Source organism: Plastoroseomonas arctica (assembly GCF_018128965.1).
GTDB lineage: Bacteria > Pseudomonadota > Alphaproteobacteria > Acetobacterales > Acetobacteraceae > Plastoroseomonas > Plastoroseomonas arctica.
On the sequence record NZ_JAAEDH010000015.1, the window covers coordinates 41,798 to 55,477 of the forward strand.

Below are 13,680 nucleotides of genomic sequence, written 5' to 3' on the forward strand. Positions count from 1 at the left end.
GGCCCTTATGGCGCCCCCCTAACCACCCCATCCCTAACAAACACCCGAAACGGCGTCGTCCCGTTCCCGTCATTCTCCAACGACCGCCACCGCCCGTTCTGGCACAACATCCCCCCGTTCAGCGGCACCGCGTCGAACACCACCGTGTTCCGGTGCCGCGTCCCGTCCGGCCCGATCGCCTCAAAATCGGTGGTGCACACCGCGCCCGTCACCACCGGCCGGTAGCCATCGATCATCCACCCGCCGCCGCCGGTGCTCGGGAAGGGGTTTTGCAGCACGGGCCAGGCGGCGGGGTCCTCGGCCGTGGTCTGGGCGAAGGCCGCCACGGAGGCGAGCAGGGCAAGGGCGATGGCAGGGCGGATCATGGCGAGGTCTCCTAAGGCGATGCCCCGTTACGCCCTGCCCTCGGCCGCGGATGCATCCGCGCCTCTCAGCGCCGCATCAGCACCTCCCACCGGGTGACCTCGGCGGCCAGGTAGGCATCGGTGGCGTCCAGGCCCAGAGCCGGGATGCGGTCCGCGCCCAAGCCGGCGAGGCGCGCCCGCAGCCCCTCGCCCGCCAGCGCCCGGGCGATCGCCACCGACAGCGCCTCGCGCACCGGGCGCGGCGTGGCGGCGGGGGCGAAGACCGCCTGCCAGACCGCCATCTCGGCATCCACGCCCATCTCGCGCAGCGTGGGCACGTCGGGCGCGGTGCTGTTCCGCTCCGCCGTCGTCACGGCAAAGGCGCGGGCCTGGCCGCCGCGCGCGGTCTGGAACGCCGTGGCCCCTGCGTCGAACACCACCGCGATCCGCCCGGCCGCGAGGTCCAGCGTCGCCGCCGCCCCACCCCGATACGGGATCTCGTTCATCTGAACCCCCGCCGCGCGCTGGAACAGGATGGCCGCCATCTGCAGCGTCCCGCCGCCGCCGGTACTGCCATAGTCGAACCGGCCAGGTGCGGCGCGGGCGAGTGCGACGAACTCACGCAGGTCGCGGGCGGGCAGGGTGTTCGCCACCAGCATCACCATGGGTGATTCCGCCAGGATGGTGATGCCGGTGAGGGAGGTGTGCGGGTCCACCGGCGGGCGCTCCACCACCACGCGCAGCACGGCGTGGCCTGTGTTGTTGAGCAGCAGCGTGTGGCCATCGGCAGTGGCGCGCGCCACGGCCTCCGCACCCACCATGCCGCCGCCGCCGGCGCGGTTCTCCACCACCACCGGCTGCGGCAGGATGGGCCCCAGCGCCTCGGCCAGCACGCGGGCAATCACGTCGGTCGCCCCGCCGGCGGCATAGGGCACCACCAGGCGGATCGGGCGGTCCGGGAAGGCCTGCGCGGCCACCGGCAGCAGGACGAGGCAGGCCGCAAGCGCGCGGCGGGCAAGGCGGGACATGGGCGTCATCCTCGGTCGGGGCGCTCTGGGGCGCCGTTTCCCGGGCATCATGTCGCCGCCGCTCCGTCGCGACCAGCCCGCGCGCGCCTGGGCGAATTGTTGCAATTCTGTGCACCGCCCCGCGGCGGGTTCTGCCTGAAAAACAGGCATTCATCGGCAAGTCTGGCGTTCGCCCGCCGCGTCAGGGCGGCGTTGGGGATGCGGCGCCTGCCCGTAAGGCCAGCGCAAACAGGGCGGCATCCTTCTTGCTGTCCCACAATCCACCCTGCATAGCGTCGCCTGCAACGGCGCGCGCCGGGCCGGGAGAAATGATCATGGCGCCACCAGAAGACAGGAAGACAAGAATGACCCTCGCTGCCCCGATCGCCTTGCGGCTGCGCCGGCGATTGACGCGCCTTCGCCTGACCACACTCGCCGCCGCGATCGTCGCCGGCCTCGGATTCGGCGTGGCCGCCCCGGCGCGCGCGCAGGTCGATCTCGGTGCCGGCCTCTCGCTCACCGGCACCGTCGCCGGCACGACCGACTACCTGTTCCGCGGCATCAGCCAGACCCGCAACCGCCCCACCGTCCAGGGCACGCTCGAGCTCAGCCATGAGAGCGGCGTCTACATCGGCGCCTTCCTCAGCGGCGTCGCCTTCCAGGGCGGCTATGATGCCCGCCAGGAGCTCGACCTCACCGCCGGCTATCGCTTCGAGATCGGCCCGGTGAAGTTCGACACCTACGTGATCGGCTACACCTACCCGGGCTACACCGCCCAGCCCGGCTTCCAGGAGCTCGCCTACCTCGAAGTCGGCGCCCGCGGCACCATCGAGCTCGGCGACTTCACGCTGACCGCGGCGGCCAACTATTCGCCCAACTATTTCGGTCGCTCGGGGTCGGGCGTCTACATCGAGGGCGGGGTGGACTACAAGGTGCCGGTGCTGGAGCTGGTGCTCAGCGGCCGCCTTGGCTACCAGTTCATCGAGCGTCCTGCCCGCTTCGGCATCACGCCCGACAGCTACCTCTACTACGGCGTGTCGGTGTCGCGTGAGATCGCCTACGGCATCACCGCCTCCGTCGGCTACTACGGCACCGACCTGAGCGAGCGGGAATGCGGCGGGCTGAAGATCTGCAACTCGCGCTTCCTGGCCAGCCTGACGCTGAAGTTCTGATGGCGCACCTGGCGTGACGGTGCTGGCCTTGCCGCGCGGCTCCCGCCGCCCAAGGTAGATGAGCCGGCGAGGCACAGCTTCGCCGGCTTTTTCGTATGGGGGTTTGCAGGACCCGGAGGGCTTGCCATCCTCCTCCGCCGAGGAGAGGGCCGCCACATGGCCAAGGATGATTGGGAAATACCGGAATCGCTGCAGCCGGACCCGGCGCGGCTGGGGTTCGACCTGAACCGCGCGCTCGGGGCCGTGGTGTCGCTGCGCGCGCAGGTGCCCGAGGACGCCTTCACCGCCTCGGTGCTCGGCACCGACCGGGAGGGGAGTGGTGTGCTGATCGGCGCGGATGGCCTGGTGCTCACCATCGGCTATCTGGTGACCGAGGCTGAGAGCGTATGGCTGCGCTTCGGCGATGGCCGCGTGTTGCCGGGGACGGTCATGGGCATCGACCAGGAGACCGGCTTCGGCTTGGTGCAGTGCCTGGGGCGCCCGCATGTGGCGCCACTTCCGCTGGGCGACAGTGAGGGTCTGCAGGTGGGGGGTGCCGCGGTGCTCGCCGGCGCCGGCGGGCGCACCCATGCGCTGGCCTGCAAGCTGGTCGCGCGTCAGGTCTTCGCGGGGTACTGGGAATATCTGCTGGAGGATGCGCTGTTCACGGCGCCCGCCCACCCCGCCTGGGGCGGGGCGGCGCTGATCGGGCCTGACGGGTCGCTGATCGGGATCGGGTCCCTCATCCTGCAGGAAGGCGATGAGAGCCGGCGCAAGGACCTCAACATGGTGGTGCCCATCCACCGCCTGCGGCCGGTGCTGGACGCGATCATGACGCGCGGCCGCCCGGATCGGCCGGTGCGCCCCTGGCTCGGCCTCTACGCGACCGAGGACGAGGATGGCGTCACCATCGCTTCGCTCGCCCCCGGTGGCCCGGCCGAGAAGGCCGGTATCCGTGCGGGCGACCGCGTTGTCTCCGTGGCCGGTGCGCCGGTGGGTGACCTGGCCGAGCTGTGGCGCGCGGTGTGGTCGGTGGGCGATGCCGGTGTGAGCGTGACGCTGAAGCTCGCGCGGCGGAGTGCGACGCGCGAAATCACGGTGGAATCATCCGATCGGCAGCGTTTCCTGAAGGCCCCGCGGCTGCATTGAGCGCCGCGGCGGAACCGGAAAACTGAACAGCCGCTCCGCGCCCAGCAGGAAGGCGCGTCCGCCGCGCGGGAACAGCGTCGCGATTGCCGGGTCTGCGATCTCCAACCCGCCCGTGTAGGCGCCGAACGCCGGCAGCAGCACGCGGTTCGCACTGGTCACGAAGCAGGGCCGCGTCACCGAACCCGCGCGCGTCGCCATCGCGGCCTTGGGGTGCAGGTGGCCGGCGACCTCGTGTCCCTGCATCAGCCGGGCCGTGGGGATGTGCCGGAACGTCATCGGCCCTTCCTCCAGCACATCGACCGCATCGCCGGGCAGGTCAGGTGGCAGCGCCGGATCATGGTTGCCGAGCAGCCAGGTGATGCTCAGCCCCTGCGCCAGCACCGCCAGCGCCTGGGCATCCGCCACCGTCAGCCGCGACGTCGCGCGATGGAAACTGTCGCCGAGGAACACCAGCCGCTGCGGCCGGTGCCGGCGAAGCAGCCGGCGCAGCCGGTCCAGGGTTTCGGCGCTGTCGTAGGGCGGTACGAACTGGCCACGGGTGGCGAAGGAACTGCCCTTCTCGAGGTGCAGATCGGCGACGGCCATCAGCTTGCGAGCGGGCCAGAGGAGGGCGCCGCCAGGGTCGAGCATGAACCGCTCGCCGGCGATGTGCAGCGGGGCGAGGGCGCTCATGGCGACAGCATGGGGGAAATGAATTTCCCCCAAACCCCCATTCTTTTGTTTTTATCTATTGGTGCTTGCGGCACGGCCATATCGCGTGCCGCGAACTCGGTGCGACCTACCAACCCGAACCAATCATTCAAAAATAAAAGAAAGGGGGTTTGGGGGAAATTCATTTCCCCCATGCTGTCGTCCAAACCCACTCTCATCTCCCCAAAGCCTTCTTCCCCACCCGCCGCGTAAACCGCCCCTGATGCTTCGGCCGATCCATGTTTGCCGGCCGGATCGTCACGCCTTCCAGGACCTCCGCCAGTGTCTCCGAGAACACCTCGGCGCCTTCCGTGACATCCGCGACCAGGGAAGCGGCCTCTGCCAGCAGCGCGTCTTCGGCGCCGCCGGCCACCCATTCGTGGCCTTCCTCGATCAGCGCCGGGACGGCCAGAGGCGAGACCCGGTCGAGGCGCATGTGCCGGATTCCCACCTTCGCGCGCGCCAGGATCATGGCGATGCGCCGCACGTCGGTGAGGCCGCCAGCGGCTTCGGCACGGGTGGCGCGGAGCAGGATGTGGTCCGGTTCATGGCGGCGGAGCACGTCGTAGATCAGGTCTGCGTTCACGGACATGGCGCGCCCGGATTTTTCCTGGCCCGGCTGGTTGCGGGCGATGAGGCCGGCGATGGTGGCGATGTTGCGGAAGGACCTCCGCAGAACGGAGGATTCTGCGATCCATTCCTCCAGCGGTTCGCCGAGCAGGTCTTCCTCGAACAGGGGCGCAACGTCATCGGGCTCGAAGGCCGACCAGATGGCGATGACGTAGTCGGTCGCGACGTAGCCGAGCGGGCCGTAGCCCAGGGTTTCCATGCGCTTGGTGACGAGCATGCCCAGCGTCTGGTGCGCGAGGCGGCCCTCGAAGCCATAAGCGATGAGGAACCAGCGGCCCCCACGCGGGAAGGTCTCGACCAGCAGCCCGTCGCGTTCGGGGAGCGCGCTGCGGAGCTGTTGCAGGCGCAGCCATTCGCGGACGGGCTCCGGCAGGGCGCCCCAGCGGGATGGGTCAGACAGGATGTCGCGCACGCGGGCAGCCAGGTAGGTGGAGAGTGGCATGCGCGCACCGGCGTAGACAGGGACACGGGGCTCGCCTTCGCCGCCGCGGGTAACCAGGCAGGACATGCCGTCGATGCCCTCGTAGCGGAGCAGTTGGCCGCCGAAGAGGAAGCAGTCGCCGCGGGTCAGCGTGGCGGCGAAGTATTCCTCCACCTCGCCCAGAATCCCGCCGCCGCGGAGCCGTACCTTCAGCATCGGCGCCTCGACGATGGTGCCGAGGTTGAGCTTCAGCAGCAGTGCGGAACGTGCGTCGCGCAGGTGGACCATGCCCTCGGAATCACGGAACAGGCGGCGGAAGCGCTCATAGGCCTGCAGAGCATAGCCGCCGTCTTCGACGAAGCGCAGCGTGTCGTCGAAATCGCGCCGGCTCAGCGCCGCGTAGGGGCCGCAGGCCGACACCTCGGCGAAGAGTGCGTCGGGGTGGAAGGGCCCCGAGCACGCCATGGCCAGGATGTGCTGCGCGAGCACGTCGAGTCCCCCCGGCCGCGGCGCCTCGCCGTCGAGGTCGTGCGCGGCGACGGCCTCGGTGGCGGCGGCGCATTCGATGACCTCGAAGCGGTTGGCGGGGACGAGGATGGCGGCGGAGGCCTCGTCCATGCGGTGGTTGGCGCGCCCTACGCGCTGGAGCAGGCGGGACACGCCCTTCGGCGCGCCGACCTGGATGACCTGGTCGACGGCGCCCCAGTCGATCCCGAGGTCGAGCGAGGCGGTCGCGACCACAGCGCGCAGCTTGCCCTCCGCCATGGCGGCCTCGACCTTGCGGCGGGTTTCGATCTGCAGGCTGCCATGGTGCATGGCGATCGGCAGGGTTTTTTCGTTCAGCCGCCACAGCGCCTGGAAACACAGCTCCGCCTGGGCGCGGGTGTTGACGAAGACGATGGTGACGCCCGCGGCCTCGATGCGCCGATAGACCTCGGGCATGGAGGCAAGGCCCATATGGCCTCCCCAGGGGAGGTGGCCCTCGGGGAGGAGCATGCCCAGGATGGGCGCCGCGCCGGGGTGGGCGGTGACAAGGCGCACGTCGTCCGGCCGCGCGGTGGGGGAGAGCCAGGCGCGCAGCGGCTCGGGGTGGGCGACGGTCGCGGAGAGGCCGACGCGGCGTGCCTTGGGCGCCAGCGTGGCGAGGCGCGAGAGGCACAGCGCCAATTGGTCGCCGCGCTTGGTGCCGGCCAGCGCGTGGATCTCATCGACCACGATGGCGTCCAGCCCCGCGAAGAATTGAGCGGCCTCGGGCTGCATCAGCAGCAGCACCAGGCTTTCGGGCGTGGTGAGCAGGAATTCGGGCGGTGCCACGCGCTGTCGGGCACGGCGATTGGCCGGCGTGTCGCCGGTGCGCGTCTCGATGCGGATGGGCAGCCCCATGGCCTCGACCGGTGCGGTGAGGTTGCGCGCGATGTCGACGGCGAGTGCCTTGAGTGGCGAGATATACAGCGTGTGCAGGCCCGGGCGGGGCCGTGCATGCAGGTCAAGCAGCGAGGGCAGGAAGCCCGCCAGCGTCTTGCCGCCGCCGGTGGGTGCAACCAGCAGGGCGCTCTCCCCGGCCTCCGCAGCCTCGACCAGCGCCGCCTGGTGCGGGCGCAGCGTCCAGCCGCGATCCGCGAACCAGCGGGCGAAAAGTTCTGGCAATGTTCCCATCTTGGGCGAATATGGCGGCTTGAGCCGAACCCGGGAAGGGCCAGTTTCACACCCCATGCCGCCACACCCCGAAACCTGGCTCTGCGTCCGCCCCGAAGGCCTGTGGTGCCGGCCGGGCGAATTCTACATCGACCCGGTGCGCGCGGTGCCGCGGGCGGTGATCACCCACGGCCATTCCGACCATGCGCGTCCCGGCCATGGCGCGGTGCTGGGGACCTCGGAGACGCTCGCCATCATGCGCGCGCGCATGGGAGAGGGCCGCGCCGGGGATAGCCAGCAGGCGCTGGGGTATGGGGAAGCGCTGGCGGTCAACGGGGTGACGGTGTCGCTCGCGCCGGCGGGCCACGTGCTCGGCTCGGCGCAGGTGGTGATGGAGTGGCAGGGCAGCCGTGCCGTGGTCTCGGGCGACTACAAGCGGCGCGCGGACCCGACCTGCACGGCGTTCGAGCCCGTGGTGTGCGACGTCTTCGTGACCGAGGCGACCTTCGCGCTGCCGGTCTTCCGCCACCCGCCGGTGGAGGATGAAATCGCCAAGCTGCTCGCGAGCCTCGCGCTGTTTCCCGAGCGCGCACATGTGGTGGGCGTCTATGCCCTCGGAAAATGCCAGCGGCTGATCGCGCTGCTGCGGCGCGCCGGGTGGGACCGGCCGATCTACATCCATGGCGGGCTGGTCGCGCTGTGCGGGCTGTATGAGGCGCTGGGCGTCCCGCTCGGCCCGCTGCTGCCGGTGCCGCTCGTCAAGCGCGGTGGCCCGGCCATCCTGGCGGGCGAGATCGTGCTGGCTCCGCCGTCCGCCGAGGCCACGCCTTGGGCACGGCGCCTCGCGGAGCCCGTGACCTGCGCCGCCTCCGGCTGGATGCGGGTGCGGCAGCGCGCGAAGGCGCGCGGCATCGAACTGCCGATGATCATCTCCGACCACGCCGACTGGGACGAACTCCTCGACACATGCGCGGAGGTCCAGGCGCCGGAGGTGTGGGTGACGCATGGGCGGGAGGATGCGCTGATCCATGCGCTGTCGCTCCGCGGCGTGCGCGGCCGCGCGCTGCACCTGGTGGGGTTTTCCGAAGACGACGAGGAGGCCGCTCCCGTTGAGGCAGCCTAGTCTAACGACGCAGCCAGTTCCGCTTCAGGCGCAGCCGCGCGCAGGTGGTGCGGATGCGCCAGTCGCGCGCGAACAGCGCCCGGTACTTGCCTTCGAAGCGCTTCTGGGCCGCCTTGAAGCCGGCATCCTTGGTGCCTGGGCTGAGGTGACGCAGGTGGAAATCGATCACCCAGGCGCTGCGCCCGGCCAGGCGCGCGTGCAGGCACAGATCGGCGCCGTAGAAATGGAACCCGGTGAGGTCGGCGGAAAGTCCCAGCGGCGCGTCGCGATTCAGCACGATGAAGTTCTCATCGAGGCTCGCGGCGCGGGCGGGCAGGGCGCCACGATGCTGGTCCTCGCCATGAGGGTCGGAGATGCGAATGGCGAGGTCGCCGGCATCGGTCCCCCCCGCGTTCCCGGCGAGCGCCCAGTCCGGATCCAGCGCATCGAGTTCGGCGAGGCGCACGGCGAGGACCTCGGCGCCGTCATCGAGCAGCCGCACATCCTGGTGGCAGAGGATGATGAAGGGCGCCTGGCTCATCGTCATCAGGCGGGAGATGCCGCGATAGGCGTCCCAGGCGGGGCCCTCGGAATTGTCGAGGTAGAGGAATTCGCAAGTGTCGCGCGCGAAGCCGTTGGCGGAAAAACTCGCGACCATGGCGCGATACTGGGCGTGGTCCGTGACCAGCGTGCAGATGGAAAAGCGCGGCGCTGCGCGGGCCAGGCCCGCGTCGATGGGAAGTGCGCCAGTGTGACCGTCGGCCGCCATGGCGGCGCTTATACAGTCTTTGCGGCGGGCGCGCGATGAGCCTGCCCGCCTTCGCGACGCTGCTCGAACGGCTGCTGTTCACGCCGGGGCGCCTGGCGAAGCTCGCCCTGCTGCGGCAATGGTTCGCCTCGCAGCCGGATCCGGAGCGCGGCATCGGGCTCGCGGCACTCACCGACGAGCTGGTGCTGCGGGTGGCCAAGCCCGCTTTGCTGCGCGAGATCGTCGCGGCGCGGACAGACCCGGAGCTGCTGCGGATGAGCCGCGACTACGTCGGTGATTTCGCGGAGACCGCCGCGCTGATCTGGCCGACGCGCCCCGGTGTGAACGCGCCGCCGCCGGGCCTGACCGAGGTGGTCGATGCGATGGAGGCCGCACCCAAGGCGGAGCTGCCTGCGCTGATCGCGGATTGGATGGACAGGCTTGATGCCAGCGGCCGCATCGCGCTCGCCAAGCTCGTGACGGGGGGCTTGCGGGTCGGTGTTTCGGGCCGGCTCGCGCGGGTGGCGCTGGCGGAGTGGTCGAGCGTCGATGTCGGCGAGATCGAGGAGGTTTGGCACGGCGTCACGCCACCCTATGCGAGCCTGTTCGCCTGGCTGGAGGGTCGCGCGCCGCGGCCGGATGCCGCCGGCCAGCCGGTGTTCCGGCCGTTGATGCTCGCCCATCCGCTGGAGGCGAACGACCTCGCGGCGCTGCAGCACGAGGCGTGGCGCGCGGAGTGGAAATGGGACGGCATCCGCGTGCAGGTGGTCGCCGGGCCGGGCGGTGCGCGCCTGTTCAGCCGCGGCGGCGAGGATGTCTCGGGCGCGTTCCCGGAGATCGTCGCGGGGCTGGGCTTCAACGCCGTGCTGGATGGCGAACTGCTCGTCGTGCGGGATGGCGAGGTCGCGCCATTCGGCGATCTGCAGCAGCGGCTGAACCGGAAGACCGTGACGCCGAAGATGCTGCGCGAGAGCCCGGCGGAGGTGCGGCTATACGACCTGCTGATCGAGGGTGAGGAGGATCTGCGCATGCTGTCCTTCGATGCGCGGCGGGCGCGGCTGGAGGCGTTTTTCGCGCGCGAGGCGCCAGCGCGCATGGCGCTGTCGCCGTTGATCGCGTTCGGGTCCATCGCGCAGCTTGCGGCCGTGCGGGATGGGGCGCGAGCGGCATCGATCGAGGGGCTGATGCTCAAGCGGGGTGACAGCGCCTATGTCGCGGGCCGGCAGAAGGGTCTGTGGTGGAAGTGGAAGCGCGATCCACTCTCGATCGACGCGGTCTTGATGTATGCGCAGCGCGGCAGCGGGAAGCGGTCCAGCTTCTACTCGGACTACACCTTCGGGGTTTGGCGGGGGGAGGAGCTGGTGCCGGTGGGGAAGGCGTATTCGGGGTTCACCGATGCGGAGCTGGTGTTTCTGGATCGGTGGGTGCGGAACCACACGACGGCGCGGTTCGGGCCTGTGCGGGAGGTGGAGAAGGGCCTTGTCCTGGAGGTGGCGTTCGATGCCGCGCAGCGCAGCAGCCGCCATCGCTCCGGCGTGGCGCTGCGCTTCCCGCGGATCGCGCGCATCCGTTCCGACAAGCCCGTGGAAGAGGCGGACCGTCTGGAGTCCGTTGAGGCCTTGATCGCCGAATGACCGGCGCTGCGTTCGCGGCTGGTATCGGTGATAAACATAAAAGATGGGGGTCTGGGGGAAATTCATTTCCCCCAGTCTTGTTGACCCGGTGTGGTCGGCGTGGTGCGCTCGCGCGAAATCTTGGAAGGATCGTCCATGTCACTTATGAAAAACCACGCCCGCGCGCGTCTGGATGCCGGCGAACTCGCCCTGGGTTTCGGTGTGCATCACATGCGCGGCTCCGCCGTCGGCATGATCGCCAAGGCGACTGGTTTCGACTGGCTGTTCATCGACATGGAACATGGCGCGATGAGCGTCCACGAGGCGACGCAGATCGCGATCGCAGCACTCGGCCAGGGTGTCACGCCGATCGTGCGGTGCTGCAAGGATGCGTTGTTCGAGGGCACGCGCGCGCTCGACAATGGCGCGATGGGCGTGGTGGTCCCGCATGTGGACACGGTTGAGGAGGCGCGCATGGCCGCGGCCGCCTATCGTTTCCCGCCGGTGGGGACGCGCAGCTGGGGCGGCCCTCCCTTTGCGTATGGAATGGTGCCGCCGGACACCGCCAAGGCGCAAGAGGAGCTCAACCGCGAGATCCTGATCTGCGCGATGATTGAGACCCCCGAGGCGGTGGCCAATGCGCATGACATCGCGGCTGTGCCGGGGATCGACAGCCTGATGATCGGGACGTCGGACCTCACCGCCTCGATGGGCATCGCGGGGCAGATCGGGCACCCGGATGTGCGTGCGGCCTATGCCAAGGTGGCCGATGCCTGCAAGGCCTCGGGCAAGGTGCTGGGCATGGGCGGCGTCTATGACGAGGTGGTGGCGAAGGACTACATCGCGCTCGGCGCACGGTTCCTGTTGTCGGGGTCCGACCATGCCTTCCTGATGGCGGGTGCGGGATCGCGGGCGAAGTTCCTGCGGTCGCTCGGGTAGCAGATGAGAATCCCTCGCAAATCAGTTGCGAGGGATTCGCAAACCGGTTATGGCTTTGGGGCCGCATTGAAAGGGTTCCCCATGCGCCGTCGCCTGCTGCTTGCCGCACCCGTCCTGCTCGCCGCCCCCGCGGTGGTGCGAGCGCAGGAGAGGGTGCTGAACCTGTATTCCTCGCGGCACTACGACACCGACCGGGTGCTCTATGAGGGGTTCACGGCCGCGACGGGCAACCGCGTGCGGCTGATCGAGGGTGACGCGGACCAGCTGCTGGCGCGCATCCAGGCCGAAGGTGCCAATAGCCCCGCCGACGTGCTGATGGCCGTCGATGCGGCGCCGCTGCAGCGCGCGGTGGATGCCGGCGTGCTGGCGCCGACGGAGAGCGCGGTGCTCGCCGCGCGGGTGCCGGCCGGGCTGCGGGCGCCGGGGGGCGAGTGGTTCGCCGTCTCGCGCCGCGCGCGGGTGCTGATGTACGACAAGCGGCGCGGCGTGCCGGCGGGCCTCGCGCGTTACGAGGACCTCGCCAAGCCCGACTATCGCGGCCAGATCCTGGTGCGCGCCGCGGCGCACCCCTACAACACCTCGCTGATGAGCGGCATCATCGCGGCCAATGGCACGGAGGCCGCCGAGGCCTGGGCGCGCGGCGTGGCCGCCAACCTCGCCCGCCCACCGCAGGGCGGCGACCGCCCGCAATTCGAAGCGGTGGCGGCCGGGCAGGGCAGCATCGCGATCGCCAACACCTATTACCTCGCGCGCTATGGCGCCTCGGGCATCGCATCCGAGCAGGCGGTCTACGACAAGCTCGGCGTGCTGTTCCCCAACCAGGCCGATCGTGGAGCGCATGTCAGCGTCTGTGGCGCGGGCGTGGTGAAGTCCGGCCAGCACCGCGAGGCCGGGCGTGCCTTCCTCGAATACCTGGTCAGCCGCCCGGCGCAGGAATTGTTCACCAACGGGAATTTCGAATACCCCGTGGCCCCCGACGTGGAACCCCACCCGGCACTCGCCGCCTTCGGCAGCTTCCGCGCCGATGATCGCGGCGCCCAGGTGCAGGGTGCGCTCTCGGCGCAAGCGCTGCAGATCATGCAGCGCGCCGGCTGGCGGTGAGCGAGGCCGTGTACATCTGCCTGTGCAATGGTCTGACCGACCGCGTCGTCGGCCAGGCGGTCGAGGGCGGCGCCGCGCGCCCCGGCGAAGTCTATGCCGCGTGCCAGTGCAAGGCGCAGTGCGGCAGCTGCGTCCGGCTGATCCTGGGGATCATCAAGGACCTGGCCTCCGGCCAGCCGGCCGTTCAGCGGTAATCCGGTATCCCGGGGGCGGTCGAACGCCCTCGCTTGCCCTGGCCGACGGGCACGCAGCCCGGTAGCGTTGCCTCTCTTCAATCAGGATCTTTCCATGCCGCGCGACCCCAAGGTCATCGAACACCTCAACATCCAGCTCACCAACGAGCTGACCGCGATCAACCAGTATTTTCTGCACGCACGCACGCTGCGGCACTGGGGTGTGACGCTGCTGGGCAAGAAGGAATACAAGGAATCGATCGAGGAGATGGTCCATGCGGACTGGCTCATCGAGCGCATCCTGTTCCTCGGCGGGCTGCCCAACGTGCAGCGGCTGAACAACGTCATGGTGGGCCAGAACGTCCAGGAAATCCTGGAATGCGACCTCAAGCTCGAGGAGAAGGCGCTGGTCGACCTGCGCGAGGGCATCGCCTATTGCGAGACGGTGCGCGACTACGCATCACGCGACCTGCTCGCCAAGATCCTAACCGCCGAGGAAGAGCATGAAGACTTCCTCGACGCGCAGTTCGAGCTGATCCGCCAGATCGGGATAGAGCGCTACACGCTGCTCAACAGCGGCCCTGCCAACGAATACGAGTAGCGGCTCAGGCGCCGACCAGCCGGCCGGTCGCCCAGGAGACGACGGAGACGATGATGGCGCCCATGAAGGCGGCGCCGAAGCTCGCGACCACCATCCCCGGGATCACCGCCGCGGTCAGCGCGAACATCGCCGCATTCACCACCAGGATGAACAGGCCCAGCGTGATGATGGTGAGCGGCAGCGACAGCGCGACCGCGACGGGCCGGATGATCGCATTGACCAGCCCGAACACCGCGGCCGCGATCACCAGCGTCAGCGTCGAGGAGAAGCTGATCCCGGCGATGAGCTGGTCGGCGCACCAGAAGGCGAAGGCCGTGATGAGAAGCGTGACGATGTAGCCCATAGAGCGTCTCCGAGCGGAAGGGATCACAGCCTT

Annotated in this window: 15 protein-coding genes; 8 read left to right on the plus strand and 7 right to left on the minus strand. The window is 69.6% G+C overall.

The features are described from left to right. Positions 1-5: 5 nt before the first annotated feature. Both GXW79_RS13650 and GXW79_RS13655 read right to left on the minus strand, forming a co-directional pair. Positions 6-365: a hypothetical protein gene (locus GXW79_RS13650; protein WP_211874958.1), complete on the minus strand. Its 360-nt coding sequence runs from the start codon at positions 363-365 to the stop codon at positions 6-8. Between the two features lie 65 nt (positions 366-430). After that, the gene (locus GXW79_RS13655) at positions 431-1,372 is read right to left on the minus strand and encodes a Bug family tripartite tricarboxylate transporter substrate binding protein (protein ID WP_211874959.1); all 942 of its coding nucleotides are present in this window, start codon (positions 1,370-1,372) and stop codon (positions 431-433) included. Between the two features lie 344 nt (positions 1,373-1,716). On the opposite strand from GXW79_RS13655, the gene GXW79_RS13660 reads away from it, so the two are divergent. Together GXW79_RS13660 and GXW79_RS13665 are read left to right on the plus strand one after the other, a co-directional pair. Beyond that, the gene (locus GXW79_RS13660; protein WP_211874960.1) at positions 1,717-2,523 is read left to right on the plus strand and encodes a TorF family putative porin; all 807 of its coding nucleotides are present in this window, start codon (positions 1,717-1,719) and stop codon (positions 2,521-2,523) included. A gap of 156 nt (positions 2,524-2,679) precedes the next feature. Then, a complete protein-coding gene (locus tag GXW79_RS13665; protein WP_211874961.1) occupies positions 2,680-3,651 on the plus strand; it encodes a S1C family serine protease in 972 nt (323 codons plus the stop codon). On the opposite strand, the gene pdeM is transcribed toward GXW79_RS13665, so the two are convergent. The 3 genes from pdeM to GXW79_RS13680 are packed head-to-tail and all read right to left on the minus strand — an operon-like array spanning position 3,607 to position 7,048. Then, the gene (gene pdeM, locus GXW79_RS13670; RefSeq protein WP_211874962.1) at positions 3,607-4,323 is read right to left on the minus strand and encodes a ligase-associated DNA damage response endonuclease PdeM; all 717 of its coding nucleotides are present in this window, start codon (positions 4,321-4,323) and stop codon (positions 3,607-3,609) included. The two genes, GXW79_RS13665 and pdeM, sit on opposite strands and share 45 nt — an antisense overlap. Beyond that, positions 4,320-4,514: a hypothetical protein gene (locus tag GXW79_RS13675; RefSeq protein ID WP_211874963.1), complete on the minus strand. Its 195-nt coding sequence runs from the start codon at positions 4,512-4,514 to the stop codon at positions 4,320-4,322. Before GXW79_RS13675 ends, pdeM begins: the two co-directional genes overlap by 4 nt. Before the next feature lie 2 nt (positions 4,515-4,516). Continuing rightward, entirely contained in the window at positions 4,517-7,048 is a 2,532-nt protein-coding gene (locus GXW79_RS13680) for a ligase-associated DNA damage response DEXH box helicase (RefSeq protein ID WP_211874964.1), read from the minus strand. A gap of 55 nt (positions 7,049-7,103) precedes the next feature. Between GXW79_RS13680 and GXW79_RS13685 the strand changes: the two genes are divergently transcribed. Beyond that, the gene (locus GXW79_RS13685) at positions 7,104-8,150 is read left to right on the plus strand and encodes a ligase-associated DNA damage response exonuclease (RefSeq protein WP_211874965.1); all 1,047 of its coding nucleotides are present in this window, start codon (positions 7,104-7,106) and stop codon (positions 8,148-8,150) included. A 1-nt stretch (position 8,151) separates the two neighbouring features. Here the strand turns inward: GXW79_RS13685 and GXW79_RS13690 are convergent, their stop codons facing one another. Next, positions 8,152-8,898, minus strand: a complete 747-nt coding sequence (locus GXW79_RS13690) for a hypothetical protein (protein WP_211874966.1) — start codon at positions 8,896-8,898, stop codon at positions 8,152-8,154. A gap of 35 nt (positions 8,899-8,933) precedes the next feature. Between GXW79_RS13690 and GXW79_RS13695 the strand changes: the two genes are divergently transcribed. From GXW79_RS13695 to bfr, 5 genes are all read left to right on the plus strand, one after another. Then, the gene (locus tag GXW79_RS13695) at positions 8,934-10,511 is read left to right on the plus strand and encodes a cisplatin damage response ATP-dependent DNA ligase (protein ID WP_246503988.1); all 1,578 of its coding nucleotides are present in this window, start codon (positions 8,934-8,936) and stop codon (positions 10,509-10,511) included. 135 nt (positions 10,512-10,646) lie between these two features. Continuing rightward, positions 10,647-11,429 (plus strand): HpcH/HpaI aldolase family protein, encoded by a 783-nt coding sequence (locus GXW79_RS13700; protein WP_211874967.1) that lies wholly within the window; start codon positions 10,647-10,649, stop codon positions 11,427-11,429. Positions 11,430-11,510: 81 nt separating this feature from the next. After that, a complete protein-coding gene (locus tag GXW79_RS13705) occupies positions 11,511-12,530 on the plus strand; it encodes an extracellular solute-binding protein (protein WP_211874968.1) in 1,020 nt (339 codons plus the stop codon). After that, positions 12,527-12,724 carry a (2Fe-2S)-binding protein gene (locus GXW79_RS13710; RefSeq protein ID WP_367614908.1) on the plus strand — a complete coding sequence of 66 codons (198 nt, stop codon included), beginning with the start codon at positions 12,527-12,529 and terminating at the stop codon, positions 12,722-12,724. Before GXW79_RS13705 ends, GXW79_RS13710 begins: the two co-directional genes overlap by 4 nt. A gap of 94 nt (positions 12,725-12,818) precedes the next feature. After that, positions 12,819-13,304 carry a bacterioferritin gene (bfr, locus tag GXW79_RS13715; RefSeq protein WP_211874969.1) on the plus strand — a complete coding sequence of 162 codons (486 nt, stop codon included), beginning with the start codon at positions 12,819-12,821 and terminating at the stop codon, positions 13,302-13,304. 4 nt (positions 13,305-13,308) lie between these two features. Here bfr and GXW79_RS13720 read toward each other — a convergent pair whose 3' ends face one another. Beyond that, positions 13,309-13,647 (minus strand): phage holin family protein, encoded by a 339-nt coding sequence (locus GXW79_RS13720; protein WP_211874970.1) that lies wholly within the window; start codon positions 13,645-13,647, stop codon positions 13,309-13,311. Between the last annotated feature and the right edge of the window lie 33 nt (positions 13,648-13,680).